The 25,214-nt window shown below is 44.2% G+C and carries 25 protein-coding genes; 12 read left to right on the forward strand and 13 right to left on the reverse strand.

Annotation, left to right across the window (positions count from 1 at the left end; genetic code table 11):
- The first annotated feature begins 118 nt into the window (after nt 1–118).
- The 3 genes from CUJ83_RS00795 (at nt 119) to CUJ83_RS00805 (ending at nt 2,928) form a co-directional block, all read left to right on the forward strand.
- Nucleotides 119–562 carry a flavodoxin family protein gene (locus CUJ83_RS00795; RefSeq protein ID WP_230739471.1) on the forward strand — a complete coding sequence of 148 codons (444 nt, stop codon included), beginning with the start codon at nt 119–121 and terminating at the stop codon, nt 560–562.
- A 333-nt stretch (nt 563–895) separates the two neighbouring features.
- Complete coding sequence (locus CUJ83_RS00800; RefSeq protein WP_230739473.1) at nt 896–1,894, forward strand: hypothetical protein; 999 nt, start codon at nt 896–898, stop codon at nt 1,892–1,894.
- Nucleotides 1,895–1,968: 74 nt separating this feature from the next.
- On the forward strand, nt 1,969–2,928 hold the full coding sequence (locus CUJ83_RS00805; RefSeq protein ID WP_230739475.1) for a YbgA family protein: 960 nt from the start codon (nt 1,969–1,971) through the stop codon (nt 2,926–2,928).
- A gap of 138 nt (nt 2,929–3,066) precedes the next feature.
- On the opposite strand, the gene CUJ83_RS00810 is transcribed toward CUJ83_RS00805, so the two are convergent.
- Nucleotides 3,067–4,572: a phytoene desaturase family protein gene (locus CUJ83_RS00810; protein ID WP_369423854.1), complete on the reverse strand. Its 1,506-nt coding sequence runs from the start codon at nt 4,570–4,572 to the stop codon at nt 3,067–3,069.
- A gap of 122 nt (nt 4,573–4,694) precedes the next feature.
- Here CUJ83_RS00810 and CUJ83_RS00815 point away from each other — a divergent pair, with 122 nt between their 5' ends.
- Nucleotides 4,695–5,342 (forward strand): cyclase family protein, encoded by a 648-nt coding sequence (locus CUJ83_RS00815; protein WP_230739479.1) that lies wholly within the window; start codon nt 4,695–4,697, stop codon nt 5,340–5,342.
- Here CUJ83_RS00815 and CUJ83_RS00820 read toward each other — a convergent pair whose 3' ends face one another.
- Together CUJ83_RS00820 and CUJ83_RS00825 are read right to left on the reverse strand one after the other, a co-directional pair.
- Nucleotides 5,343–7,103, reverse strand: coding sequence for a hypothetical protein (locus CUJ83_RS00820; RefSeq protein ID WP_230739481.1), 1,761 nt, complete (start codon nt 7,101–7,103; stop codon nt 5,343–5,345).
- Nucleotides 7,104–7,107: 4 nt separating this feature from the next.
- Complete coding sequence (locus tag CUJ83_RS00825) at nt 7,108–7,764, reverse strand: hypothetical protein (protein WP_230739483.1); 657 nt, start codon at nt 7,762–7,764, stop codon at nt 7,108–7,110.
- A 164-nt stretch (nt 7,765–7,928) separates the two neighbouring features.
- Here CUJ83_RS00825 and CUJ83_RS00830 point away from each other — a divergent pair, with 164 nt between their 5' ends.
- Complete coding sequence (locus CUJ83_RS00830; RefSeq protein ID WP_230739485.1) at nt 7,929–8,573, forward strand: class I SAM-dependent methyltransferase; 645 nt, start codon at nt 7,929–7,931, stop codon at nt 8,571–8,573.
- A gap of 41 nt (nt 8,574–8,614) precedes the next feature.
- On the opposite strand, the gene CUJ83_RS00835 is transcribed toward CUJ83_RS00830, so the two are convergent.
- The gene (locus CUJ83_RS00835; protein ID WP_230739487.1) at nt 8,615–9,088 is read right to left on the reverse strand and encodes a hypothetical protein; all 474 of its coding nucleotides are present in this window, start codon (nt 9,086–9,088) and stop codon (nt 8,615–8,617) included.
- A gap of 425 nt (nt 9,089–9,513) precedes the next feature.
- On the opposite strand from CUJ83_RS00835, the gene CUJ83_RS00840 reads away from it, so the two are divergent.
- Nucleotides 9,514–10,377 carry a class I SAM-dependent methyltransferase gene (locus tag CUJ83_RS00840; protein WP_230739488.1) on the forward strand — a complete coding sequence of 288 codons (864 nt, stop codon included), beginning with the start codon at nt 9,514–9,516 and terminating at the stop codon, nt 10,375–10,377.
- Between the two features lie 951 nt (nt 10,378–11,328).
- Here CUJ83_RS00840 and CUJ83_RS00845 read toward each other — a convergent pair.
- Nucleotides 11,329–13,227, reverse strand: a complete 1,899-nt coding sequence (locus CUJ83_RS00845; RefSeq protein WP_230739490.1) for a sensor histidine kinase — start codon at nt 13,225–13,227, stop codon at nt 11,329–11,331.
- A 295-nt stretch (nt 13,228–13,522) separates the two neighbouring features.
- Between CUJ83_RS00845 and CUJ83_RS00850 the strand changes: the two genes are divergently transcribed.
- Nucleotides 13,523–14,128, forward strand: a complete 606-nt coding sequence (locus tag CUJ83_RS00850; RefSeq protein WP_230739493.1) for a class I SAM-dependent methyltransferase — start codon at nt 13,523–13,525, stop codon at nt 14,126–14,128.
- Between the two features lie 41 nt (nt 14,129–14,169).
- Here the strand turns inward: CUJ83_RS00850 and CUJ83_RS00855 are convergent, their stop codons facing one another.
- Entirely contained in the window at nt 14,170–15,372 is a 1,203-nt protein-coding gene (locus CUJ83_RS00855; protein ID WP_230739495.1) for a S8 family peptidase, read from the reverse strand.
- A gap of 320 nt (nt 15,373–15,692) precedes the next feature.
- Here CUJ83_RS00855 and CUJ83_RS00860 point away from each other — a divergent pair, with 320 nt between their 5' ends.
- Nucleotides 15,693–16,460, forward strand: a complete 768-nt coding sequence (locus CUJ83_RS00860) for a class I SAM-dependent methyltransferase (RefSeq protein ID WP_230740168.1) — start codon at nt 15,693–15,695, stop codon at nt 16,458–16,460.
- 23 nt (nt 16,461–16,483) lie between these two features.
- Here CUJ83_RS00860 and CUJ83_RS00865 read toward each other — a convergent pair whose 3' ends face one another.
- Nucleotides 16,484–17,446, reverse strand: a complete 963-nt coding sequence (locus tag CUJ83_RS00865; protein ID WP_230739497.1) for a GAF domain-containing protein — start codon at nt 17,444–17,446, stop codon at nt 16,484–16,486.
- A gap of 263 nt (nt 17,447–17,709) precedes the next feature.
- On the opposite strand from CUJ83_RS00865, the gene CUJ83_RS00870 reads away from it, so the two are divergent.
- Nucleotides 17,710–18,339, forward strand: a complete 630-nt coding sequence (locus CUJ83_RS00870; protein WP_230739499.1) for an HXXEE domain-containing protein — start codon at nt 17,710–17,712, stop codon at nt 18,337–18,339.
- A 74-nt stretch (nt 18,340–18,413) separates the two neighbouring features.
- Nucleotides 18,414–18,749: a hypothetical protein gene (locus CUJ83_RS00875; protein WP_230739501.1), complete on the forward strand. Its 336-nt coding sequence runs from the start codon at nt 18,414–18,416 to the stop codon at nt 18,747–18,749.
- 97 nt (nt 18,750–18,846) lie between these two features.
- Here CUJ83_RS00875 and CUJ83_RS00880 read toward each other — a convergent pair whose 3' ends face one another.
- The 6 genes from CUJ83_RS00880 to CUJ83_RS00905 all read right to left on the reverse strand — a co-directional run bounded on the left by CUJ83_RS00880 (nt 18,847) and on the right by CUJ83_RS00905 (nt 22,067).
- A complete protein-coding gene (locus CUJ83_RS00880; protein ID WP_230739502.1) occupies nt 18,847–19,677 on the reverse strand; it encodes an endonuclease/exonuclease/phosphatase family protein in 831 nt (276 codons plus the stop codon).
- Nucleotides 19,678–19,822: 145 nt separating this feature from the next.
- Entirely contained in the window at nt 19,823–20,209 is a 387-nt protein-coding gene (locus CUJ83_RS00885; RefSeq protein WP_230739506.1) for a Rieske (2Fe-2S) protein, read from the reverse strand.
- 1 nt (nt 20,210) lies between these two features.
- Nucleotides 20,211–20,546, reverse strand: a complete 336-nt coding sequence (locus CUJ83_RS00890) for a ferredoxin-thioredoxin reductase catalytic domain-containing protein (protein WP_230739508.1) — start codon at nt 20,544–20,546, stop codon at nt 20,211–20,213.
- A gap of 1 nt (nt 20,547) precedes the next feature.
- Nucleotides 20,548–20,817 carry a glutaredoxin family protein gene (locus tag CUJ83_RS00895; protein ID WP_230739510.1) on the reverse strand — a complete coding sequence of 90 codons (270 nt, stop codon included), beginning with the start codon at nt 20,815–20,817 and terminating at the stop codon, nt 20,548–20,550.
- Nucleotides 20,814–21,110, reverse strand: a complete 297-nt coding sequence (locus tag CUJ83_RS00900; protein ID WP_230739512.1) for a Rieske (2Fe-2S) protein — start codon at nt 21,108–21,110, stop codon at nt 20,814–20,816. The genes CUJ83_RS00895 and CUJ83_RS00900 overlap by 4 nt, the downstream gene beginning before the upstream one ends.
- A gap of 234 nt (nt 21,111–21,344) precedes the next feature.
- Entirely contained in the window at nt 21,345–22,067 is a 723-nt protein-coding gene (locus tag CUJ83_RS00905) for a carboxypeptidase-like regulatory domain-containing protein (protein ID WP_230739514.1), read from the reverse strand.
- A gap of 512 nt (nt 22,068–22,579) precedes the next feature.
- Between CUJ83_RS00905 and CUJ83_RS00910 the strand changes: the two genes are divergently transcribed.
- Both CUJ83_RS00910 and CUJ83_RS00915 read left to right on the forward strand, forming a co-directional pair.
- Nucleotides 22,580–24,025 carry a sensor histidine kinase gene (locus tag CUJ83_RS00910; protein WP_230739516.1) on the forward strand — a complete coding sequence of 482 codons (1,446 nt, stop codon included), beginning with the start codon at nt 22,580–22,582 and terminating at the stop codon, nt 24,023–24,025.
- Nucleotides 24,026–24,293: 268 nt separating this feature from the next.
- Nucleotides 24,294–25,178 (forward strand): DUF4097 family beta strand repeat-containing protein, encoded by an 885-nt coding sequence (locus tag CUJ83_RS00915; RefSeq protein WP_230739518.1) that lies wholly within the window; start codon nt 24,294–24,296, stop codon nt 25,176–25,178.
- Nucleotides 25,179–25,214: the final 36 nt, after the last annotated feature.

Below are 25,214 nucleotides of genomic sequence, written 5' to 3' on the forward strand. Positions count from 1 at the left end.
TCAAATAAGATGCGGGCATACCTGAATATTGTAATAATATCCATAATGGCCTATTGAAGATCAGTGTAAATGAGTCGTTAGACCATTATAGGTCAATGTCTTTAATGGCGGTATTTTCATGAAGAGCTTGATGATAGTAGAATCCATACATCACGGTAACACCAGGAAGATCGCCGATGCTATGGCGCCCATATTGAACGCTGAGATAGTAAAACCATCCGAAGTCGATGCGAGCAGGCTTTCAGAGTACGACATCATCGGCTTTGGCTCCGGGATATATTTTGGAAAACACCATAGGAACCTGTTAGATCTGGCAGATAAGCTGCCGTCGATGGATAAAAATGCGTTCATATTCTCAACATGCGGAAACAAGAGGCTGGCGAGCCATAGATTTTTAAGGGAAAAGCTCGAGTCAAAAAACCTGAAGATCGTCGGGGAATTCTCATGCAAGGCATGGGACACGTATTCCATACTGGGGCTTATAGGAGGCATAAATAAGGGCAGGCCTGATGAGAATGATCTTGAGGAAGCCCGAAAGTTCGCAAAGTCCATTATTAAATGAGTAAGAAAATGGATAATACGATCGAGACTGCCAGCCATTAGTTAAAAAAGCTGAAAAAAGAAAATAGGATCGATCAGCTTACAACAGCCCGGATCCTATCTTAGTGATCATTTGCGATATTTTCTATTCTCATTTCTCAGCTAATCCAGGTCCGACATTAAGCCCGTTTAGCATTAACGATTTATAGAATGCTTATACTTTAAACTGTGATATTAGACAATAGCCCAGTATTTTTAAATTATAATTTTTACTATAATATATAATTTTATCTGGAAATCTTTAATAATAAAGATGGATTTTAAAATGTTTAGGGGTAAGTAATGGAGGGTTGTGGTGAATAAGTATTTCGCTATCTTTATGGCGCTTGTTATGGTCGCCGTTTTAATTGTCGTAGGAGCTAATCTCCTGATGGAAAAAAGAGCGGAGCCGGTTGAGTCTTCGAATATTATACAAGATCTCGGAAGAACCATATTATCGCCGATATTCACGCTTTTTGGATCGGATATGCCTGATAATATGACGTCGATATCCGCCACACCTGCAGCCACGCCCGGTATCACGGACCCTGCTCAGGGTAACGATACAGGAAATTCCGATAATGGCCTTATTAACGTGACAGTGACGCCGTCCCCCACCCCGGTAGCTGGGAATGAGAAAATAGCGCCCGTCGTCACGTTCGAAAATCCGGGTGAAACCCGTAATTTAACCGATAGCCTGCTCAAGTCGAATGAATGGGATAGAACGATCGACCTGAACTTATACAGGTATTTTAACCAGAGCGGGGATCTTACGGCCAATATCACATCTACAGGGATACTCGGCCGCGGTTTCGGCTATACAATATCCAGCCATGTGATAACCTTCGATGACAACGAGACAGTAAAGCCGGTCCGGATCATGATAGACCCTGAGTCCATAATTGACGATAAGATAATCCTGCAGTTTTCTATCAATGAGTCCGGTGAGTACGTGACCGGAGATCACAGGACCTGTAACCTGACCATAAATATCGAACGGTCCACACCCACAATAACACCGCTGCCCACATGGCCGCCGGAAACGACTTATGAGACAGTCGTGATCTATGTGTTCAAAAATATGAGCGGAAATGTGACAGGTGTCGCGGAGGTGCCGGTTTACGTTAAAGACTATAAAAACGATGCGGTCGTCGACGCAGGCCATACCAACGCGACTGGATACTTCGTCTCTAAGAGATTGCCGTGTAAGGAGTATCTGCTGGAAGGCGGTGTAGGCTGGACGGAGTTCGGGCCGCAGGCGATACCTGTACAAACCGGAGAAGCGTATCGCGAATTCCAGGTGACGCCGCCATAGGCGTCAAACTTTATTTTTATCGTTATTTTCCGTCAGGAAAGCCAATATACAATATAAAATATTGTAAAAATATTATGAGAACCTTCCCGCGTCCCCGTGTCGTCGTCAGCGCCTGCCTTGAGTTCGAGCACGTCCGCTATGACGGGCAGATGATACCATGCAGGACAGTCAGAGAACTGATGGATTTTGTCGATTTTATCAAGGTATGCCCGGAATACGAGATAGGGCTGGGCGTACCCAGGGAGCCGATCCGGATAGTAAGATCCGGCGACGAATACAGGCTTATCCAGCCTAAGACCGAAAGAGACGTCACGAAAGAGATGGACGAGTTCACGGACAATTTTATGGCCTCGCTACCGGATGTAGACGGTTTCATCTTCAAGTCAAAATCCCCGACCATCGGCCTGAAAAACATCAAGGTCTACAGGGGCGCCCATGACCCCAACGTCGTCGAAAGAAGAAGCGGCTTCTTTGCGCAGAAGATCCTGGATAGATATCACGGCTATCCGATAGAGGAAGACCAGAGGCTGAATAACAATAAGATAAAGCACAACTTCCTCACGGCGCTTTACGCCTTTGCGGATTTTAGGCAGGTAAGAGAATCAGGCTCTATGGAGGCGCTTCATGATTTCCATAACAGGAACAGGTATCTTTTCATGGCTTATAGCCCGGCGCTTTACATGAAAATGAATGGGGCTTTTAAAGATGAGAAGCCGATCGAAAAGTATTTTGAGCTCCTTCGAGAGCTTTTTGCGGACATGCCTTCACATGTCGAGTACATAGACGTCGCCAGCACGATATTCAACAGGTACGATACGAGAGCTACGGATAAGGAAAAAAGCTGGTTCTATGAAGCTATGGAAAAATATGAAAAGAACAAGATAAGCCTGAACGGGCTGCTTGAAAGCCTGTTATTGTTCGCGGAAAAATTCGACGATGTGGAGATATTGAAGCAGACGCTGTTCGAGCCGTATCCGCTGGAGCTAATGCCGGACGTAGATACGGAAAGAGACAGGGAATATGCTATAATGTAGATATTTAGCGAGTTTTAACGGAAAGATAATTCACATTAGTGAGATAGACAATAAACATTCCATTGATATTTTCTTTTCAATATTCTTAAAAGTAAAAAGTCATTATCAAGCAATACGCTTGAAAATAGTTGGATCAATTTACCCATGTGTCGTCAAGAACTTCTTCCCATCTTCCTTGCACATTATCTCTACAGCTCCGCGAGCGGTCATAGCCGCCGTCGGCACGCCTCCTCCGACCATCGTCCACATTCCGCACATATAGAAATTTTTCAACCCCGGAAGCCTTGAGCCGAGTATCTTCCTCTGGCCGCTGTTCATCCACCCCATGTAAGATCCCTGCCAGTTCCCCGTATATCTTTCATATGTCGTAGGCGATGCGACATCTATAGCCTCGATCTGCTGCCTGACGCCGGGATAATGCTTTTCAAGCTCCGAGATAACAAGCTCTGCGACATTCTCTTTCTCCGCCTCGTATTTAGCGCGATCTCCGCCTAGCTTCTTCCAGTAAGCATGGTCGGCAGTTATGAATGAAGCCACTACAGACTTTCCTTTAGGCGCTATCGTAGGGTCTTTACAATAATGTTTGAATAATAGCTTATCGACAGGTACGCCTGTGATATTAACGGTCCCGTCAAGCTTGAAAACCTGCGAGTGTGGCTCATCCGAAAAGTCCCTTGCGATGCCCAGCGACACCTGCATGCCCGAAGGGAATAGCGGATACGAATCGTAAAAAGTCTTTAGTTTCTCTGTAAGATACTTGCCTTCAAGCATATCGTACAAAGTCTCATGGCCGTCGCAAGCGGATATCACGACATCGGCCCTGTGCTCGGTCCCGTCTTCCATCCTGACGCCGACAGCGGCGCCATTCTCGACGATGATATTCCGGACTTTAGACCTGTAGCTGACCTTTCCGCCCAGGTCTTTATACCTCTTCTCTATCGCTTTGGAGAACTCTAAAGACCCGCCTTCCGGAAAGCCCTGCCATCCGTTATCGAACCATGCCTGAGTTATAAGGAAAGCCGTGAAAGGAAAGCCCGGGAAATCGAAAATATCGTTGAACGCCTCCCTCAGGAACGGATCGGTGAACTTTTCCGAGAATTGCATGTGCGTCATCTTCGAATACTTATTCATCGCGCCCATCACAGGCCACATAGAAATGATCATTTTTAGGATGTCCATCTTGGTGTAAAGCTCGCCCGGCTTCAAGGTCGGGATCTCCATCCTTTTGAATTTTTTTAGAGCGGCGATAAGCTCATTTATCGTTTTGGAGTCCGCGGGAGATAGCTCCTTCATATGCTTTTCCAGCCGGTCGATATTATTGTAGACGATGAACCTCTTACCGCCTTTACCGACTATCTGCATGAAATCTTCGTCGTAGATTATCCTTCTATTCTGGATAGCTCCCAGTTCCCGCCACATATCGTAGAACTTCGGGCCCCCGGTAGTGCCGACGAGCCAGTGCAGGCATCCGTCGAATACATAGCCCTTTCTCTTCCAGGATGTGCAAAGTCCTCCGGGTATGTTGTGCATCTCGAAAATATGAGTGTCGTAGCCATTCATTCTTGCATAGCAGCCCGCAGACAGGCCGGCGATCCCGCCGCCGATGATGATGACCGATTTACGCGTTATAAGAGTCCCCCGAATATGATTTCACTAAGATCGTTCAACGTATAATAGGTTTTGTATATTAAATATGTAAAAATTTGAGCGTAAGTATAATAGGATTTCATTATACTAAAATTACAAAAATCTTAAAAGGTCATATCATGAGGATCGTCGACTTAACTCATACGATACACCCGGAAATGCCGGTATTTCCAGGAACGGAACAGCCAGTCATAACAAAGACGAATACGCTGGAAAAAGACGGTTTTTGTGAAGTGATCATCTCGATGTATTCGCATACGGGCACCCATATCGACGCCCCTGCACATATACTTGAGAATGGGCCAACTTTAGATAAACTGGACGTAGGGCATTTCATAGGTAGTGCCACGATACTTGATCTTTCAAACCTGGAAACAAAAACGATAAGCGTCGATGATCTAAAAAATTATGAAGGGCGGATAGGCAGATCGGATTTTATCATCATTAAAACAGGCTGGGGAAAACACTGGGGAGACAAAAAATACTTTGACGTATTCCCATCGCTAAGCGTCGAAGCCGCGGAGTGGCTTGCGAAGTTCGACCTGAAAGGGATCGGCATCGATGCGATCTCTATCGATGACATCAACTCTACGACTTTTTCAGTGCACAAGACATTCTTTAGAAAGAATATGGTGGTCATAGAGAATTTGACGAACCTGGATTCGATCAAAAAAGAATTTTTTACCCTCAGCATCCTGCCTTTAAAGACCAAAGACGCCGATGGCTCCCCTGTAAGGGCAATCGCTATGGTGGATGAACAGCGCTGATCATAATATGTTTTCATCTTTTGTCGCGCTGAAATATATCTTGGTCGTTGGCGTGATCTTCTTGCTGCTGGTCCTGATCAGGTTATCTTCCTTTAGCTCGTAGATCGCATTGACGATCTCTTTTTTAGTGATCTCCGGGTGATTCTTCTTAAACTCATTTTCCAGTATCCGGAACATCTTCCAGTTTTTATAATCGCGCAACAGGATCTGTTTGATATGCTCCGTCCTATCGCCGTTATTATCTATCACGTCAAAGTCATCCGTATCTTCATTGATGTCGTCCATATATATGGTGTTCTGGAACTCTATCAGGTCGATAGAGTAGTTTTCCAGAGGGTGATGGACGATGCCCGCCTTCTTCAACATGTCCCTGGCATTGTCGGTCACGCTCGGTGAGATGAAAATGGCCGTATCGGAACTATCGTCAAATGCGCCCGCTTCCCTTAAGTTATTGATCCGGCCGATGAACCTGTTCGCCTTCTCCGGGTTCGCCTCGCTCATAGTGAACTCCGCATACGCACGCCTGACAGGCGTTCCATTGTTTAGCAGCTCTCCGTACCCGTCAAACTCTTGCCCGTGTATGACGGCCTTTCTGCCGCATTTAAACTCCGGGTCGTTCCGCTTTATGACCTTTTCAAATTCATTGAACGCTATCTTCTCATATTCATCGGAAATGTTCGAAATGAGGTCAAAGTTGATGTCGTAATAGTCCAGGTACCTGTTTATGTAGTACTTTGTAAAGTTGCCCGGCGTGGTCTTGTTATTTACGCTCGTCCGTATCTCTTTTATCAGGTCGACGAATTCCTCTTCCGGGAGCTGTTTGATCTTCAGGCGGTTGCCGAACAGCGGCCTTATTATCTTATTAAGGATGTTATCCGCCAGTATCCTGAGCTCGACGTCGTTGAACTCCTTCATCATGATCTCGTGAGTGTCCGCGACCCTCTGGAAGTTCTGGCAGTTAAGGCGGATATACTCGTACATCTCTTTCTCGCTGGTGAAAGCGACGTATATCGGGCGGGCGTCGATGCCCGGATCGGTCAGGTCGCGTAAAAAGGCGTAAGTGAACACATCGATAGTCGACGGGTGTGTCTCCCTGTTCGACCTTACGAACATCTCGACTTCGTCGAATAAAAGCACAAGAAGCCTGTTGCTCTTTTTGAACAGTTCCATCAGGAAGTCCTTCGCGCCGTTTATCTGGAAATAGTAATGGTCATGGGAGTCGGTCTGTATCTCGCCGATCAGTTTCTGGAACGCCTCTTCCCTGACGCGCTCGTCGATAGATGCCAGGTCCCTCAGTATACAGGGATTTATGTATGACAGGTAAAAATTCTTGCCGAGGTCATTCAAGATCTCGGATAAGTACGGCTTCAGCTCTATGAAGATCTGCCTGAACACGTATTTTTTCAGGTTAGCCTCGTCTATCCCGGTATATGAGCTCATGTTTATTTTGATCACGATAGCTCTGCTGCCGTATTCCTTTCTCGCGATGTTCTCGATCTGTATCAGTAAAGTGCTCTTGCCTCCGCCGTAAGAGCTTATTATAGGCCTTAGCTGCGGGGACTTGTTCCGGTAAACGTAATTGAGGTCGGATTTGATCAGGTCGGAAAACTTACCGTTCTTCAGATAGCTGTAATGCATGTTCTTTATCACTACGTTCTCGGAGGACAGCTGCCTGTCCACCAGTATCTCGGAGATATCCGGCGGTATAAGGCCTCTGCCAAGCAGCATTATATCCTGAAGGTAAGCGTTCGAGCCCGACATATTATCATTCCTTTATCTCTATCCAGGTCTTTTCTCTTCCCTGGGACAACACGATCATGCCGATCTTCGACCTGATCAGCGATTGAAGCATCTCGTCATACTCATAGTCCTGATACCTGTAGCGTTCCATGATTATCTTTTTCAGCTCCTGGTGCCAGACTGATCCGTCGCCCAAAAAGTCTCTCTCTTTAAGCTTTTTATATTCTTCCTTAAGTGCGGCTTCAAACATCATAAGGTCACTGTTCGGCTTATTGGGTATGCTCTTTACTTCGATCGTTCTGCCCGGCGATGTGTTTAAAATGGCGAATAGCTCATCGAGCTTTTTCTCGATGATATCAAGTCTCTGTAGTATGAGATCGTTCCCTGCAGCCTTTTTTGGTTTTGGCGCCTTAGATGCTCTTGAAGATAGTTTGGTTAGCAGTTCATTTCTGTTATTGGTATAATATTCTTTACCGTTCTCTGTGATCTTATAAAATGTAGCCCTGCCTTCTTTTGACTCCGAGATGAGCCCCAGGTCCAGAAGTTTTTTCAGGTGTTTATCTTTATTTTTTATTGTTAGACCGGACTTCTTAATGCCGTTAACGTCATCCTTGTTATCGAATATCTTATTCAATATGCTGATCTCTTCAATGACAAGATCGAAGTTTTTGTCGAAAGCCATGAATATCAATTATTTTAGATATTAGCATTTACTTAAAGGTTATGTATATTAGAACTGTAGCACGGCATTTTTTATTTTATATGCGTTTTTTCTTCCATAAACCATAAAAATTATAAATAGTGAAAATCTTATGACCGCCAGTAAAGAGTAAATGGTGTATTTTCTTGAAACAGTCTGACCGCATCACCTTACACGAATATTATGATAGTAAGCTGAAAACATATGGCTACGACACGCGAAGCCTGGGCTGGATCCCCGGCGCGAGAAATGTAAGGTTAGGGGCCCTGACATCAATAGGCGACCTTGATAATTCTTCAGTCCTCGACGTCGGATGCGGCTTTGGCGACCTTTACGGGTACATGGTCAAGAAAGGTATGACGGTCAGTTATACGGGCGTGGATATTAATCCGGATTTTATTGAGATAGCAAAACAGGTCTATCCCGATGCACGGTTCATGGCCGCGGATTTTGAAGAGGAGGACATCGGCGGGAATTTTGACTGGATATTCGCCGCGGGAATATTCACCATTAAGATATCGGATAACGAGGCGTTCATCAGGAACATGCTTAAAAAGATGTTCGACGTATGCGATAAGGGATTTGCCGCTGATTTCTTAAGCCCCATCGGATATGGTACAGAAGATAAATACTGGAGATGCGAGCCGGAGAGTATATTAGCGTTCTGCAGGAAGCTTTCCAGAAGAGTCACGCTAAGATGCGATTATATGGCCGGCGAGTTTTGCGTTTATGTGTACAAGAACGATATTACCGATGAGAGGAATGTGTTCGAGGGATATGACGAAAGGTAGAAATTGACCGGGCAAATATTATACAGGCCATATGCCTGTGCCTATTTCTTTTCTATCCTGAACATCATGTAGCAGGCGCATAATGATCCTGCCAGTGTCACCAAACACCCTACGACAAACAACATCATATTTCCGTTCTTGACTTTTTGGCCTGCATCATCGGGATCGATCATAGCTGCGTTCGGAGCATAAGGCACATTATCGCATGAGGTCATCGATACCTCTTTCCCGTCCCGGTCGATCACGATCAGATAGGCGTAGCGAGAGCTACCGCCTGATGAGACACCGGTTAGCAGGTATCCGCCGTCACAGGTCTGGATAGCTGATGTATGCCCGGGACCTCCAGCGCATGCTACGGTCATATCCGGTCCGGCTTCCATAGCTTTAGCTTCGGGATCATAGATTACCACACCGGTAAAACAGATACACAGGAGAATAACGGTCAATAGAGAAAATACATACCTTAACAAGCCTGCCATATTAAGCACTAAGATATACCACCCTTCGCCCCCCATAGTTAATTACACATAAAAGTATAAAAATATTGTTAATGGTATAATAAGATTATTAGAAATTGCAATTAATGATGATTTTCTTTGCTGTTAAAAAAGAGTCCATGAATAGAAAGCACATAGATGTTCTTTTAAATTCCGTATAAAAAATTATTTTGTGAGCGATTTTTTATAGAACGGCCCATAAAATTCATCCGGGTATCTGTTGCGTGTGATCTCACACGAAAAGGGCGGACTTTTAGCCTATCGATCATAAGCCTATAAAAAATGGTCCCTTTTACTAAAGGAGTAATAAAGCAAATATCTATACTATACCCAAATAAAAACTATTTCAAAGCGATTTTATCTATCATTTTTCGGTCAATGGTTATTAACCTGAAGATCAATGTTCTAATCGGGTATTGAGGGTAGTTGAGGTATTATGAAAAATGACATCGGAGGGTATTGGAAGAAATAATAGATTACTTGACTTTTGGGGATCAGTCGGTATTACCAAGCATGTAGGGGGGATAGCCGCAACTAAACAGTTAGCGGGATTATGCGGTATCGGCCCCAGCCAGCTCGTTCTGGACATAGGCTGCGGTACCGGTTACACGGCATGCTTTCTGGCTAAAGAGTATGACGTAAAGGTCATCGCCATAGATATTAATCCTAAGATCTTAAGGCATGCAAAAAAGCGGATCGAGCGGGAGAACGTGAGCGATAAAGTGATAACCATTAATGCTGACGCCAACAACCTGCCGTTCCCGGATAACATGTTCGATGCCGCCATCTCCGAATCGGTCCTGACGTTCTGCGATAAGAAGAGAGCTCCTTCGGAGATATACCGGGTCCTGAAGCCTGACGGGTATTTCGGAGGCAATGAGGGAGTATACTTAAAGCCGCCTCCGCATAGAATATCACACCGGATGGATACGGAGTTCAGCATTCAGATGCTTGACGAGATGGAATGGCATGAGGTCTTCGAGAGTGCCGGGTTCGCTTATCAGTTTTCCAGAGTGTTCGACAAGAACCTCATAGAGGATATCGGCGGGCTTCTCAAAATATATGGCGTAGGAAAATTCTGCTCTGCTTTCATGAAAACGATCCTTAACCCGTCCGCAAGGAAAATGTTCTCTGACCGGGACGCGCTCAAGATAGGTATGATGAATTCAACCTCCCTGGGCTACGGTCTATACGTATACAGGAAATTGAATAGTTCCGGCTTATTTAGCAGGCCTGCTGCGCCTATGGCAGTATTAGAGGCAAAGCCATTATTCAGGACGAAGACAGGGCAGAGGAAAGCGCTTTAAGGGCGCTGGATACGCGTTCTTTTTTTATAATAGATAAACTGTGGCGGTATTACTGGATCATACTGTATATGATGACTAACGCAAAAGATGAAGTTTTTATGGTTATGCCTGTCGGATGGAAGGTAGACACATAACCTCACAGAAACACAGAACCACAAAAATTTTTTTATATGATTTTTTAAGGGCTCAAAAGCACTAAGAATTTACTCACCAAACCACAAATGCTCTAGTATCACCGTCAACGCACTAACACCTCTAACGCCCGGCTCAACGCTCAAAAAACATGAAGTCACCAACGCTAAAACAAGACCCGAACATTCTCCAAGGCACTAAATATTAATATCCCGGTTTGTGTTCGCCTGACCTATAACAGATATAATAGTCTTTTAAACGTCAACCGTGCAGTTAAGATTTCGTGTTTTTGGAGAATGTTCGGGTCTTGTTTTAGAGTTGGTGACTTAGAGAGGTTAGTGCGTTGAGCCGGGCGTTAGAGGTGTTAGTGCGTTGACGGTGATACTAGAGCATTTGTGATTTAGTGAGTGAATTTTTGAGATTTCGTGACCTTAAATTCTAAAAAAAAAAAAATTGTGGTTCTGTGTTTCTGTGAGGTTATGTGTCTACCTGCCATCCGACAGGCACAACGACAGAACATCAATCCCCTGATGGAAGTTATATGCACGTCCTTACAGAGACCATCAAGAAGTTTTTCATGGGAGGACACAAAGGCGAACAAGGTACACCAGTTTCCACCACAAAGCGCACAAAGGAACACAAGTGTACACAAAGGACTTTTTAGAAGATTTCATATTTTTAAAAAAATTAGTGTACCTTACTCGCCTTCGTGGGCTTAGTGGTTAACAAAAACGGTGCCCCTGGTAACCTTTATCTTAAGCTTGATTAATAATGAATTGACAGTTGTATAAAGAGCTTAAGGGACAGAGCACTTAGTGGTTAAAACCGCCCATCACAGGCCCCTATCGCTGGCATCATGACCACGAACCTGCTTCCCATCGTGCGGTCTCCGGGAACTCTGTCCTCGACCTTGATAGTGCCATCAAATTTTTCCAGGAGCGTCTTCACCAGGTACAATCCAAGCCCGCCGCCCCCTGTCCTGGACCTGCTCCGGTAAAGCCGGTCGAAAATGACGGGCTTCATTTCATCCGATACGCCCGGGCCGTTATCCTCCACAGTTATGCGATAGTACTTTTTGCCATCTATAAAAAATTCATCAGAACCCACGGATATCTTAACCGAGCCATATGAATGCTTTACAGCATTATTGATCAGGTTGGTGAATACATCCTTTATGAGGGGGTTGGCCAGGACATAACTGCCTTCCTCGATATTATACTCTATGTTAACTTCCCTTTCTGGAAAATCTTTACAATCGATAAGGACTTCGTTAAGCACCTTGCCCAGATCTATAGGCTCGAGGAACATGTTGTTTTCATTCACGGAACGGACCTTCTTCACGTTATCGATGAGCTTAGTGCTATTTATCATGGATTCGTAGGATCTTTCCAGCAATATCCGTTTTTCATTATCGCTGATCGAATCCATTGCCATTTCAAGGTATCCCAGGCCGATCTGGTTCATGTTGTTAATATCGTGGCTCATAAGATCGATATATAGCTCGGCCTGTGATTTTGCCTGTACCAGCTCATCTTCATACCGCTTTAATTCGGTGAGATCCTGCACTATCGTAATATAGCTCGAGATCTTTTTATCGGACGTAAATACAGGGAATATTTTAATCGTATTAAATGTAAAACGGTCCTTATCCTTCATGGAAAATAATTTTACTCCGTGCAATACTACAGTTTCCCCGTTCATGACCCGCATGATCTTCTGTTTAATGTTGTCGCCAAGATTTTCACTATTTTTAAAAAGATTGAAAGATCTTTCAAGATAGGGGCCGGATACGTCGAATATTTTTATGAACATATTATTCATCAGGACGATATCCCCGTTCGTATTAAATATGCATGTGGCGTCCGGCGACTGCATGATCAGGTCGTACATCAGCTGGCGTGTGTCGCTTAGTTTCTTGTTGACCTCTTCTACGGTCGTTATCTTGATATTACATAAGGAGTAGACGAGCAATCCCGCAGATATGGATATAAGCATCAGGTCATAGAAAAGCTGGGCATGTCCTGTCGTATCAAATAATCCCAGGTATCCGACGAGGCTAAGAGAGTCCCCTAAGAAGCTAAAGAATTCGAATATGAATATTATGGAAAATAAATAGCGAAGCTGGTTGGGCATGTAAGCTAAAACCAGAATGGAAGTCATGGTAAGAAGAACGATGTCAATTATCATGGATCCGGCATAGATGGAAACATCGAACAGATTATTAATGTCGAAGTAGATCGCTGTAAAGAACAGTATCCATACAGCCAGCGTAAAATTAATGAAAAATATAAGGATCTGAAGCCAGGGTTCTATCTTGAAGTCTCGGGCCTTATAGACATTGTAGAGGGATATTGTTATTGGCGCATAGCTTATTATTGTCAGGAGTTTCGCAGCCTGCTCGAGCCATGGAAGATCAAGGACCAGAGGCAGGATATACCATATGACGCCGGAGATGGTAAGCAGTGCAAAAGTCATTGACAGCCCTAAAAATATCTTTTGTAATATCTCATCCTTGCTCGACCGGTATAGCAGCAATGATAACGGCAGACAAAAAAGGTTCAAAAGAACAGCCGATATTACCGTTATTATGGATAACAGATCGCCGACGATCGAAAATACCAGCATTGCGACAAGTACCATGGATATACATAACTGAGCGGCGATGAGCAGAATAGAGAATTTGTTAACACCCTTGGCCTGCAATATATTGATATCCATACTATCGTATTAAAACACTTATAATTTGTATTATATATACCTGTTGAATACAAGTACTAATATCAATATTCGGAAATAAATATTGCCAGTAGAAAATTATCGGGATACGTAGAGGCGGTAAAATTTATTGATATGGTTTTTAAGATAGAATTACTTTGTGAACTACACAACGATAAAAAGATCGGGACCTGACTCCATTATGATGCCCATAAAAATACATTAATATTACAGGTTCTGCCAGAATATCAGAGAATATATTTTATCATTATGTCATTCTGTATACCTTACTCAGGGGATGATATTGAAACTCTATGACAGGGCTACACTGTCCGGTTTTTATAATGAGCATCTGGACATGTTCGGATATGATGAGAGAAGCCTTGGGTGGATAGAGGGAACCCAGGAAGCGAGGTTTGAAGCCCTGACAGCCATAGCCGACCTGAATGATAGCTCTGTACTGGACGTAGGATGCGGTTTCGGAGACCTTTACGGATATCTTCTTAAAAAAGGGATAAAGGTGAACTATACGGGTGTCGACATAAACCCCGGCTTTATCAGGATAGCAGAGAGCTTGCACCCGGATGCCTGTTTTATAATATGCGACTTTGAGGATGAGCCCATAGAAGGCGATTTTGACTGGGCGTTCGAATCGGGGATGTTCAACCTGAAAATTTCCGACAACGACGCATTCATAAAAAACTCATTGAGAAAGATGTACCGCCTGTGCAACAAAGGCCTAGCAGCCGATTTCCTTAATCTTAGCGCCTACAACATATTCGGACATATGCATCTTCAAGACCCAGTCAGGCTGTATGATTTTTGTAGGACGCTATCAGGAAACGTAAGGATCAGGCAGGATTATAAGCCGACTGAGTTTTGCGTTTACATCTATAAAGACTGAACAAAAATTAAAAAAATATGTAGGGGGTAAAACCCCCGACATTAGCCGGCATTTGCCACAGCTGCGTCAGCGTTTACCAGGCCGTACCCGTAATATGGATCGGGGCCGGATAAGCCAAGGTCTTCTGCGGTTGATCGAAGCGCAATCCTTACATCTTCAGGGCTTGTGATCCCGTCGGCGATCAGTAATGCCGCCGCTCCCGCGACATGAGGCGTTGACATGCTCGTGCCGCTCATTATGGCATAAGTCCCGCTCTTATAGGTAGAGTATATGCTCACTCCCGGCGCTGCCAGTTCGGCCTCGGGGCCTGCATTGCTGAATGAGGCGGCCGCGTCGTACTGGTCGGTCGCCGTCACTGCGATAACAGTATCATAGGCTGCCGGGTAGTTTATAGGCCCGCCGTAGTCGTTACCCGCCGCGGCTATTACGACAATACCGTTCGCGTAAGCGTTGTCTACAGCGTCATGCAGCGCCTGGACCTCATATGCGGAACCCAGGCTCATGGTTATTACCTGCATCCCGTTAGCGACTGACCAGTCTATGCCCTCTATGACATCGCTTGTGTAGCCGGAGCCTTTCTTATTTAACGCTTTAACTCCGTAGAGCCATGCATCCGGGGCCACTCCGACTACGCCGATGTCATTGTTCCTGGCGGCGACTATTCCGGCGACGTGTGTGCCGTGACCGTTATCGTCTTTATAGTCGCCAGTATACGATACACAGCTATATCCGCCTTGTACGTTCCCGGAAAGGTCCGGGTGGTCATAGTCGATACCGGTATCGATAACAGCGACCTTAACGCCTGCGCCGGTGCTGGCAGTCCAGGCCACTGTTGAGCCGATCCGGTTTATGCCCCATGGCAAGGATTGAGGCACAGGTGTTGGCGTAGGCCTCACTTTTGATGGCTTGCCCGTTGCATACACTTCCTGATCTATCTCTATGTAGCTTATTTTATCAAATATCGGATTGCTCGAAGGTTTCTTAGAATTTTTACCTGTAGAGACAATATTATCATAAGCCTGCTGAGGAAGCTCGAGCGCTATCCCGTTGATTATGCCGTACTTATATTTTATTGACCCGCCATTGCCTTTTAAGTAGTTAATGTCATCATCGGATGGCACATCATTGAACACAATTATTGCCTTGACCTTTTTTTCTGGGATCGTCGAAGCTGTGACCGTCCCTGCAGCCAGGATCGAGATCACGATAATACAGATTAAAGAAGCTGTAAATATTTTTTTCATATTGATTATACCCCCTATTATATAATCGATTTTGTAACAGGGTAAATTAAAGCTTTCCATTAAATTGCAGACTATTAGCCTTGATTGAATATTTTTGGAAACAATTAATGTTAAAAATTAAAAATATGCCTTCTTCACTACTAAAATAAAAAACAGGTTATCGAAAATTAAAAGCCGGTAAAAAGAAGCGATTTATCATAAAATTTTCAATAAAGGAAGGATTTTTCCCGCCCCCTGGTTCAACGTATTCCAGCACTTTTTAATTAATTCACGATAAGGGATTATTAATATGGAGATTAATTTTTTATCGGGACTTGAGGATGTTTTTAGCCGGCATCAATGAAAAAATAATAGATCCTTGCAGGATATGGGAACTCACGGGCATCACCAAACATCTGGGCGGTATAGGCGCTACAAAACGCCTTGCGGAGCTATGTGATATTAAGCCGGGGCAGCGTGTGCTGGAGATAGGATGCGGCACAGGATATACGTCCTGCATGCTGGCAAAAAAATATCAGGCTAACATAGTCGCCATTGACATCAGCTCAAAGCTATTATGCCTTGCTAAAAAAAGGGCTGTTCGTGAGAACGTGGACGATAGAGTGATCTTTATTAATGCCGACGCCCGGACTTTGCCTCTGAAGGACTGCTCTTTCGACGTGGCTATAGCTGAATCGGTACTGACGCTCTGTGATAAAGAAAAAGTCCCGTCTGAGATATATCGTGTCTTGAAAGAGAACGGCCATTTTGGCCAGAATGAAGCGCTATACCTGAAACCTCCTTCCGGGGATCTTTCCGGCATAATTGATTCGTTCGGCATCCGTATCCTGAATGAGAGTGAGTGGAAAGAGATATTCAAAAACGCCGGATTTACATGCCAGTTTTCAAAAGTAAATGAGATCGACCTGCTGGAAGACTTTAAAAGTATCATCAAAGAATATGGTATCATAAAATATTTTTATGCAATTGTTAAAAGTTTTTTAGACCCCGAGATAGGGAGATTATTTTTCAATAAGAGATACCTGAACATCAGCATCAAGAATCTTTCTTCTTTTGGCTACGGGCTTTTTGTTTACAAAAAAACATAATATTAGAGCCTTTAAAAAAAGATCTAGTCAATCCTGGTATTTCCGACCATTGTAGCAGCCTCGTCAGCCAGTCTGGACATGGTATTAATATCCTGTTCGGTAAATGTATGAGCAAACCGGGCGTATCCAAAGGATAGTGTGCCGACGAACCGGTCTTCGAAGATCATCGGCAATACGGCTATCGACCTGATCTGTAATTTATTTATTATCTCCCTGTCGGTTCCAGACATCGGGAAATTATGGGTCTCTTCGATCATTATCGGCTTTCCAGTCTCCATCACCTTTTGCGCGAACATTTTCCTCCTATCGTCCCGGTAGAGCTTTAGCTCAAGCCCTTTTAATGCGGATTCCTCTGTGCCGGCTGCCGATAACAGCTTAAACATTTTAGAATCCTCGTCGTATAGTATTATCATAGAGACATCCGCGCCCATCATGTATGGGTAGGTATCGGATATGGCCCTTGCAAGCTCATGAAGTTCCTTTGATACGACCTTTTTCAGCCCTTTAGCTTTTTTCTCGATCGGTGTGACGGCAGCCGTAATGTCCCGGATCAGCACCATGCTCGAGATCATAACGCCTTTTTCATCGAGCACCGGAGAGCCGCTATAGCTGCCGGTAAACCCTGCGTCCGAATAGTGCCTGCTCACGCGCAGCACCTGATTGGAGAATGTCTCTCCCCTCATTGCCCGGGACGAGGGCCAGTCTTCAAAAGGCACGGGGCTGCCGTCAGGATAATTCACGTCAAAAAGGTTCCTGTAGTCTTTCAATGCCCGCCTCGACTCTTCCATTGACTTGAAGCCGTGCATCCTTAATGCTGCCGGGTTCATAAATATGATATTACCTGCAAGGTCAGTCACACATAGGCCGTCGACCATGTTCCGGATGATAGCTTCATATTTTTTCTCCGATACCTCGCATTCCCGTAATTTTTTCTCCAGGTCATTTTCTCCGGTCTTTTTTTCTTTTTTTAAAAACTCATACCTCATATAGCAGCCCCCGTGTAGAAATAAGGTCTATTAACTGTTGTTTTTTCCACATTTATTTAAATTTGACCGATTTTTTACTTGTCGACCTTAATAATGTAAAATTTAAAAAACAAACATGCCAACGGGAGATCGGCCATATCCTATAAAATGGACATTAGAGACATATAGCCATACAAAAAAGATCGGAGAATGATAATGCTCATATTACCCGGGTTAAATTATATTAGATATGAGCATCCATACCTTTGCTCACAAATATCTGGATGCATGATAGAATTCCCGGACCTTTAAAAAATGATCGGACTGAGATAGAAGATGCGGCGATAAGAGGCGTATCGTCTAAAGAAAAAATATTACCGGGCTTGAAACATGTCAGGGATTATCTGGACGGGCTGTCTTTCAGGCAGGTATTATGGCTGATACCGGTACTTTTCATAATTCACGATATTGAAGAGACACCCACTATTGCCTCATATTCTCAGGCCTTGAGTGAAAGGCTCGGCTTTTTAAACATTCAGCCATTCACGAATGAGCAGGCCATATTCGCCATGGTTTTACTGATCGCCATAGTGCTGGCCCTCACCTATATGTTTGCCGGTAGTCCGAAAAACGGCATAGGAATGATCATACTGTTATCCATTCAATGCCTGATTTTTGTAAACGCCATCACACACATATTGTCCGCGATATATTTGATGGATTATACTTCAGGACTTGTCACCGCGATCATGATAAACATACCGTTCTCGATATATCTTTTTAACAGAGCGCTGAAGGAAGGGCGGATCGATGGGAAAAGATTTGCATGTTCCTTTATCATTGGATCGGTCATGTACCTGCCATCGGTCGTTATCGGCATTAAGGCCGGAGAGATAATTGCTAGCCTGGTATGATCTACCATAAGGACACAATACGAAACTTTATATTCCTGACCATCGACTAAATGTCAGTTTCAGGAGGCGATCAATTGGAAGGGATGATAGATATGCACGGCGAGGAGCTTAACCAGCGTTTAGACAGGCTCATCATTAAGCTCGAGAAAGTGAGCATATTACTGGAAGAGGCAAAGGTCGACCCGAATATTTTGATGGAGCTGGACCCCGGATCAAATAACGAGTTATCAGTGTGCCTGTCCGAGTACGACGAGTTCCTGGAACATTTAAAAGAGCTTACTGAAGAGACGGTAGACGAGATGTTCTATCTTATTTCGGGAGAAAGCGAAAATATATGCTGCTGTGAAGGCGAGGATGATGACGCCGATATCGATCGTGAAGAAGATGACATAGATGATGAAGACTGGTAGCTGCCGTTATTGTGCCCGTGTTAATTAATCCGTTCCGGATCGTTGTCTTTATCCGCCGTACCCGTCCTTACGTTTGAGCCGTTGAGACGAAATATCGTCATTTGGACATTTTTGGGTCGAAAACTGCTTCTATAGGCGAATGTTCGCTCAGGCCCGCTTTTCTCAGATCATGGAGGTACCTGCATTCCAGCGGGTTCAAGGACTTCGATGCCAGCACATGGTCATATCGTCTGCCTATGCGCCTGCCGTTCAGCTTTTCATAAAAGCTGAAATCATTTTTATCATAACCGTTCACATGTCGGAAGACGTCATGAAGGTCAAACTTCGCGAGGCCTTCCAGAATATTACGTTCGGCGCTATCCCATCTCTGGCCTCGATATTTTTCCAGTACGACCTCGCCGTCGCGTTTCCGCTTCTGTCCCCATGTCACGATGGTACCGTCGGACAGCTCTTCCTGCGGAGTGTTAAAGTCGCCGCACAATATCCTCGGATACTTTGACTCGGCGGCAAGCCCCTTATAGATGCCTTCAAGGGTCTGGTACTTTTTCCATTCGCTGTTTTTTACCGGGGGAATATGCGCAGTGTGTACGAGTATGTCGCCCCAGGGCCCTATAAAAAAGCACGATAGCACCTTTTCTGGCCATGGAACGTCAAAATATTCCGGATAGCTGATAAGCGGCCATTTGCTGGCAAGTATCTCGCCGATACTTCTGCTCATAAGCCTCGTGCGGTACTTTACGAACTGAAAGCTGTCAATGATGCTAAAATAGCCGTGGTGTTCAAGCTCTGCCCTGTATTTTGGGGCCGATCCTGCGGTGACGTCCTGAAACGCGATGATATCCGGGGCCCTTCCGCAAATGGCCTCGACCTGAGAGGATGCGCGGTCGCCTATGCCGCTCATGACGTTCCAGGATATTAATCGCATCATTAGCCTCCGCTTAAAGTGTATGGTCTTGATATATGAGACTTTATCGCCTATAAAGTTATAGACTATGATATATAAGCGATATGATACTAAAAAAGGTTTTTTAATCTCATAAAGTCGAAGATATCAGGCCTTTACCGGCATCCGATCATACGTCGACCTGGATACTGTCCCCATTTATCCTGACCGCATAAGTCTTTAAGCCATATACCTTGATATGCGACATCAGGCTCTCTATCCATTTCCGGTAATTACGCTCGTTCTCGGGAAGCTCCTCCGCCACATAATAAAAGGGTATAGGTCCGCTCAGCGCCTCGCCGGACTTAATGTCAAACTGGGAACTATGCATGGGGCATGTCAGGATATAACCCCTGAGAGAGCCTTTTTCGAGAGGCGCGTTCATGTGCCCGCATCGTCTTTCGACTGCGTATATGGTCCCTTCATAATTGCACAATACGATCTCTTTCCCGTTCACTTCGACATATTTCATGCCGCCGGGTGCGATGTCATTTACCTTTGCCACATCCACGAACATGTCAATCACGCTTCAATTCGCTCAACGGGATCTGCCTGAGCCTGTCCGGGTCGGTAACGTCCTTATGCACGTATAGCCCGCACCAGCACCGCTTCATGGCGTCAAAGTGTTCCCTGTGGAACGGAATGCATGGACAGACTATCTTCATATTGTACTCCCTGCTTTTTTTCAGTCCCTGACAGGGACAGTACGGTATTCCGTGCTTTTTTTCCAGCTTTACTTCCTGCTCGAGTAAGAAATCTACAAGCTCCTCGTCCGGGCTGAATTTATATCCAAGAGGGTCTATTATCTTTTCAAAAAGATACCTGAGAGCCTTTTTTCTTGAGTCGACGTTCATGTCATTTCCTTACGCCCGCTTTTAATCCCAGCAGTTCCTCATATTTCTCAGGGTCGTAACCGACGACCACATCCCCGTTTATCTTTACCAGAGGGAAGTTCGCATCACTGCTTAGCTCTGACATTTCCCTGTCAAGCCGTTCCTGCTCGTCCTCCCCGGCAAGGTCATAATCGACGAAATCGAAAGGGATGCTATGCTCGCTAAAAAATTTTTTTGTTTTCCTGCACCACGGGCAGGTGCTCAGCGTATACATGAAAACTTTCTTCATCATCCACCTCCATCGATCCGGATGAATATTTTTCCTTCCGATATTTTTAGCGGATAGGTATGTACCCTGATCTCCTTCGCACTCAAGAATTCCCCGGTCCTGATGTCGTACTTCCAGTTATGGCAGGGGCATATTAATGTAAAGCCGTCTATTTCCCCTCCGGCGAGTGTGCATCCCATATGAGCGCATCTATTTGATATCGCATACACTTTCCCGGCCTTTTTGATCAGAAGGACAGGCATACCTTTTGGAAATACGGCTTCTACGCTGCTCTCGGCCAGCCCGCCTTCTTCCATAGTAAATATCCATGAAGATTCAGGGATTTCAAGACCTCCGGAACATAAACTGGGACATAAGATCTTATACAGTATTAATATTTATAAAATTAATTAAATTTAAATTACATATATGGACGTTAACTGTTTAATATCCGTGATCTCGAGCGGCATGGCCCAGGCCGGGAAAGATATCAGGGTCCCGATCTACAGTTTAAGCCACTGTCGGAAAATAAAAAATCAAGGACGTTCACCTCAAAGGATGAACGGGTTCGAGTAAGTATATCCCTCGATCACTATGTTGCTTGACGACAGGGGAGAATTAAGGTCGACGATAGTCACGCTATTATATCCTTTGATCTCGGCCCTGACCGTATATCTCCCGAACGGGACTTTTTCAAAGTAATATTTTCCGATAAGTAAAGTCCTGCCATCGCTGGATAGCTGAGGATTGTCCGGCAGCGAGATCAATTTGCCATCCTGCCACAGAGTAACGTTCGCATTGGGGACTTCCTTGCCCCTTGAATCGTAAACTGTCCCCATGATAGAGCCGATGCTATTCGGGTCCATAAGATAAGGCGGCAGAGGAGTGGGTGTCCCGGTAGACATAAAGTTAATGCCTTGAAGTGAAAAGAAACCGAGTAAAGCATATCCTAACAGAGCGGTGATCGCGATGATCAGCAGCACCATTCCTATGATCAGCAGGCTTCTATCTACCAGGCGGTAAAACTTTTTTTCCCGTGTATCTATCTCTGGTTCAAAGCGTATCCTGTGCAGGTCGCTAAGGTCACTGATATTGCTTGTCTTGCTTATTACCGAGTCTATGGTCGGTTTCTTGGTCGCGACCGCTTTTTTGACACATGACCGGCATATGAGCCTATCGTTGAATTTTATCGAACATGATGAACATACAGGTTTGCCGCACCTTGAGCAGGTGCCCGCTGCATCATCTTCAGGATGAATATAGCATTTGGTCAACACCATTACCCCCACTGATCCCGGTGTTAAGGATCAACAATTAAGTTGGTAGAATTTGAAGGTATATTAAGTTATGTTTGATGAACTAGTAAATATTCAAAAGGTCGTTCAGCAGTTATTTAGTGGTAAATTGGTTAATATGTTAAATTTTTACAGAAATAAATATATTGAGACATAAATTGTCAATAAAAATATCTTATCGGTCGGGGATATTAATAAGCGGGTAGATCTATCCATTATTGTAACGGCACATTTTTTATAATGCCTGGTCGGCACATATTTGAAAAAGCCATAATAAGGCAGATAATGGTGAGAAACGTCAGTGACGCCTTAAAAAGTAGATCAACGTAGTATAAACGGCAATATACCGATAAAAAGCTTCGACTATGCTTATCTAGTAATTAATATACTATCATTATTATCATACATAAAAATTTATAATAGATACTGTCTAATAAGAATTCTAATTTAGAAGGGAAGTGTACTAGATCATAAAAGATAGAATTATCACCTTGTTCTCGAGCATACTGGTCATATGCGGATTTTTCATGTTAAGCGATTATAACTACGTAATGTTCCACATGACTGTAGAATTGATCATTGTGATCGTGGCATCAATGATCTTCGTGATCACCTGGTATTCTCGAAAATTCATCAACAACGATTATTTTTTGATCATAGGCATTGCGTTTTTATTTGCCGGCATACTGGATTTCATACATTTGCTTACATATAAGGGAATGAACATTCTGATCGGGTATGGCACGAACCTTCCTACACAGTTATGGGTCGCGGGAAGGTACCTTGAGAGCCTCTCGTTCATATTCGCGGCGTTCATGATCAATAGAAAGCTTAACGGCAAGACTATCTTTTTTGGCTATTCACTTATAACCATCTTCCTGCTATTAAGCATATTTTACTGGGGGATATTCCCGCAATGCTATATAGAAGGGGAAGGCCTGACGAGATTTAAGATATACAGCGAATATGTGATAATAACGTTACTTGGCGCTTCAATGGCCCTATTATATGCGAACAGGAAGAGCTTTGACGATAGCATGGTAAAGCTCATGATGCTTGCGCTATTTGCGAGCATTGTAGGAGAGCTGTTTTTTACTGTATATAGAGGGCCATACGATATTGAGAATTTTTTGGGACATATTTTTAGGCTTATATCGTTTGGGCTTATCTTCAACGCTATCATCGTGACAGCTCTCGAAAAACCGTACAATATCATATTCAGGGACCTAAAAAAGAGCGAACGGGACTTAAAGGATGCGAAGGCTCAGGCCGAGCTATATACTGACCTGATGTCGCATGATATCAATAACGTTAACCAGGAGCTCATCGGATACCTGGAATTGTCGCTTCAATCAGATAAGATCGGAGGAGAGGAGAGAGAATATGTCAAAAGGTCGCTTGATTCCGTTAAAAAAAGCACGTTGCTCATAGATAACGTAAATAAGATAAGGAAGGTTAAAACAAGCAAGCATGAGAGCATCCCTGTGGATTTGGACGCTGCTGTTCGCGATGTCATATCAAGGTACTCGCACATGCAGGGGAATAGTGTCACTATAAATTATACGCCTGTTCCGGGAGCGATGGTAATGGCAGGCGATCTGATCATGGATGCCATATCCAACATTGTGGAAAACTCGATAAAGCATAATAACGGCCGCGTGACAATATGGATAGGCGTCAAAAAGACTAAAACGTCAAAAAAGGATTGTTATGAGATCGCCATCGAGGATGACGGCCGCGGGATACCCGATGATACGAAAGACAAGATTTTTAACAGGTCATGGAGAGGGGAGACCCGTGCGAAAGGCAGCGGGCTCGGATTATATCTGGTAAAAACGCTCGTCGATAGCTATAACGGAAAAATATCGGTGGAGGATAGGATCAAAGGAGACCATACGAAAGGGGTCAGGTTCATAATAAGATTACCAGCGGCTTAGCAGCGATTATTTCCGATAGTCTAAGTGTCGATCAAAGATTTTTTGTCGGACTATATTTTCAGGCATTTTTTAAAATTATGGTATTGTCTGGCGTTTTTTCTGAACGGTATTTTTCATTTTATCCCTAAAAGTAGAAATTTTTACTGCCCGAAGTAAGCGATAGAAACCTTTAAATACATATATAATATATGTACCTATGCTTATGATGTACATATCATGATTAAGTGTATATGTAAGATATATGTATAAGCTATAGGGGTAAAAGAAAATGAGATCAAATGAAGGATCGCTTCTGGCATTAGGCGCAATAGCGCTATTCGTGATAATCGTATTATTGATAGGTTCGGTATTCCTGTGTGCGGCCATAACGCATATCCCGAAAATAGGGAATTACGTTGACAGTCACCCGGCATATTATGAAATGGACAATTCCGGGCTTATCCAGCGTGACTATTACTACAACGGATCACTTGCCGGATTCGACACCATAGAACTGGACGTCCATAATATGAACGGCAACGTGATCGTGAAAGAAGGCGACGCGGATGAATATGAGATAGAGGTGCATGCGAAGGGAACAGAGAAAGATTTCGCAAACAAGTATGTGGAATTTGTGGAGAGCGGCGCAGCAGGCACTAAGACGTTAAAAGTTGCGGTAAAGGATCACAGATGGGATGACGGGAGAAACTTTGACAGGTTTTACTCGGACATTATCATCACCTTGCCGAAAAACAAGCATTACGGGGACATGCAGTTGAACACTGTCAACGGTAATGTCGATGTGTGCGATCTATCGGGAGACCATCTTCTGATGACCGCTGTAAACGGAAAGCTGACATCTTCGTTCAATGCGGACAATTCAGAGCTCGTTAACGTTAACGGCAATATCTATGTGACCACTTCAAAGACCACAGGTAAGATAACCGCGACGACCGTGAACGGCAACATTAACATGAACGTGCCGGAAAACTCGGAATTTAAGATCGAGGCCCATTCAGCGTCCCCGGTCGATAAAATAAGCGTAAGCGTGCCGGTAAAGACCAGCAAGAATAACGGGTTCACGTTCATCGGTGAGACCGAGAATTATAACGGGAACGGCATCGTGATGAATTTCAACCTGGTGAACGGAAATATAGAGATCGATAGTATATAAAGTAAGGAAAACTCCTTACTTTTAAATTCTCTTTTA

The organism is Methanooceanicella nereidis (assembly GCF_021023085.1).
Classification (GTDB): Archaea; Halobacteriota; Methanocellia; order Methanocellales; family Methanocellaceae; genus Methanooceanicella; species Methanooceanicella nereidis.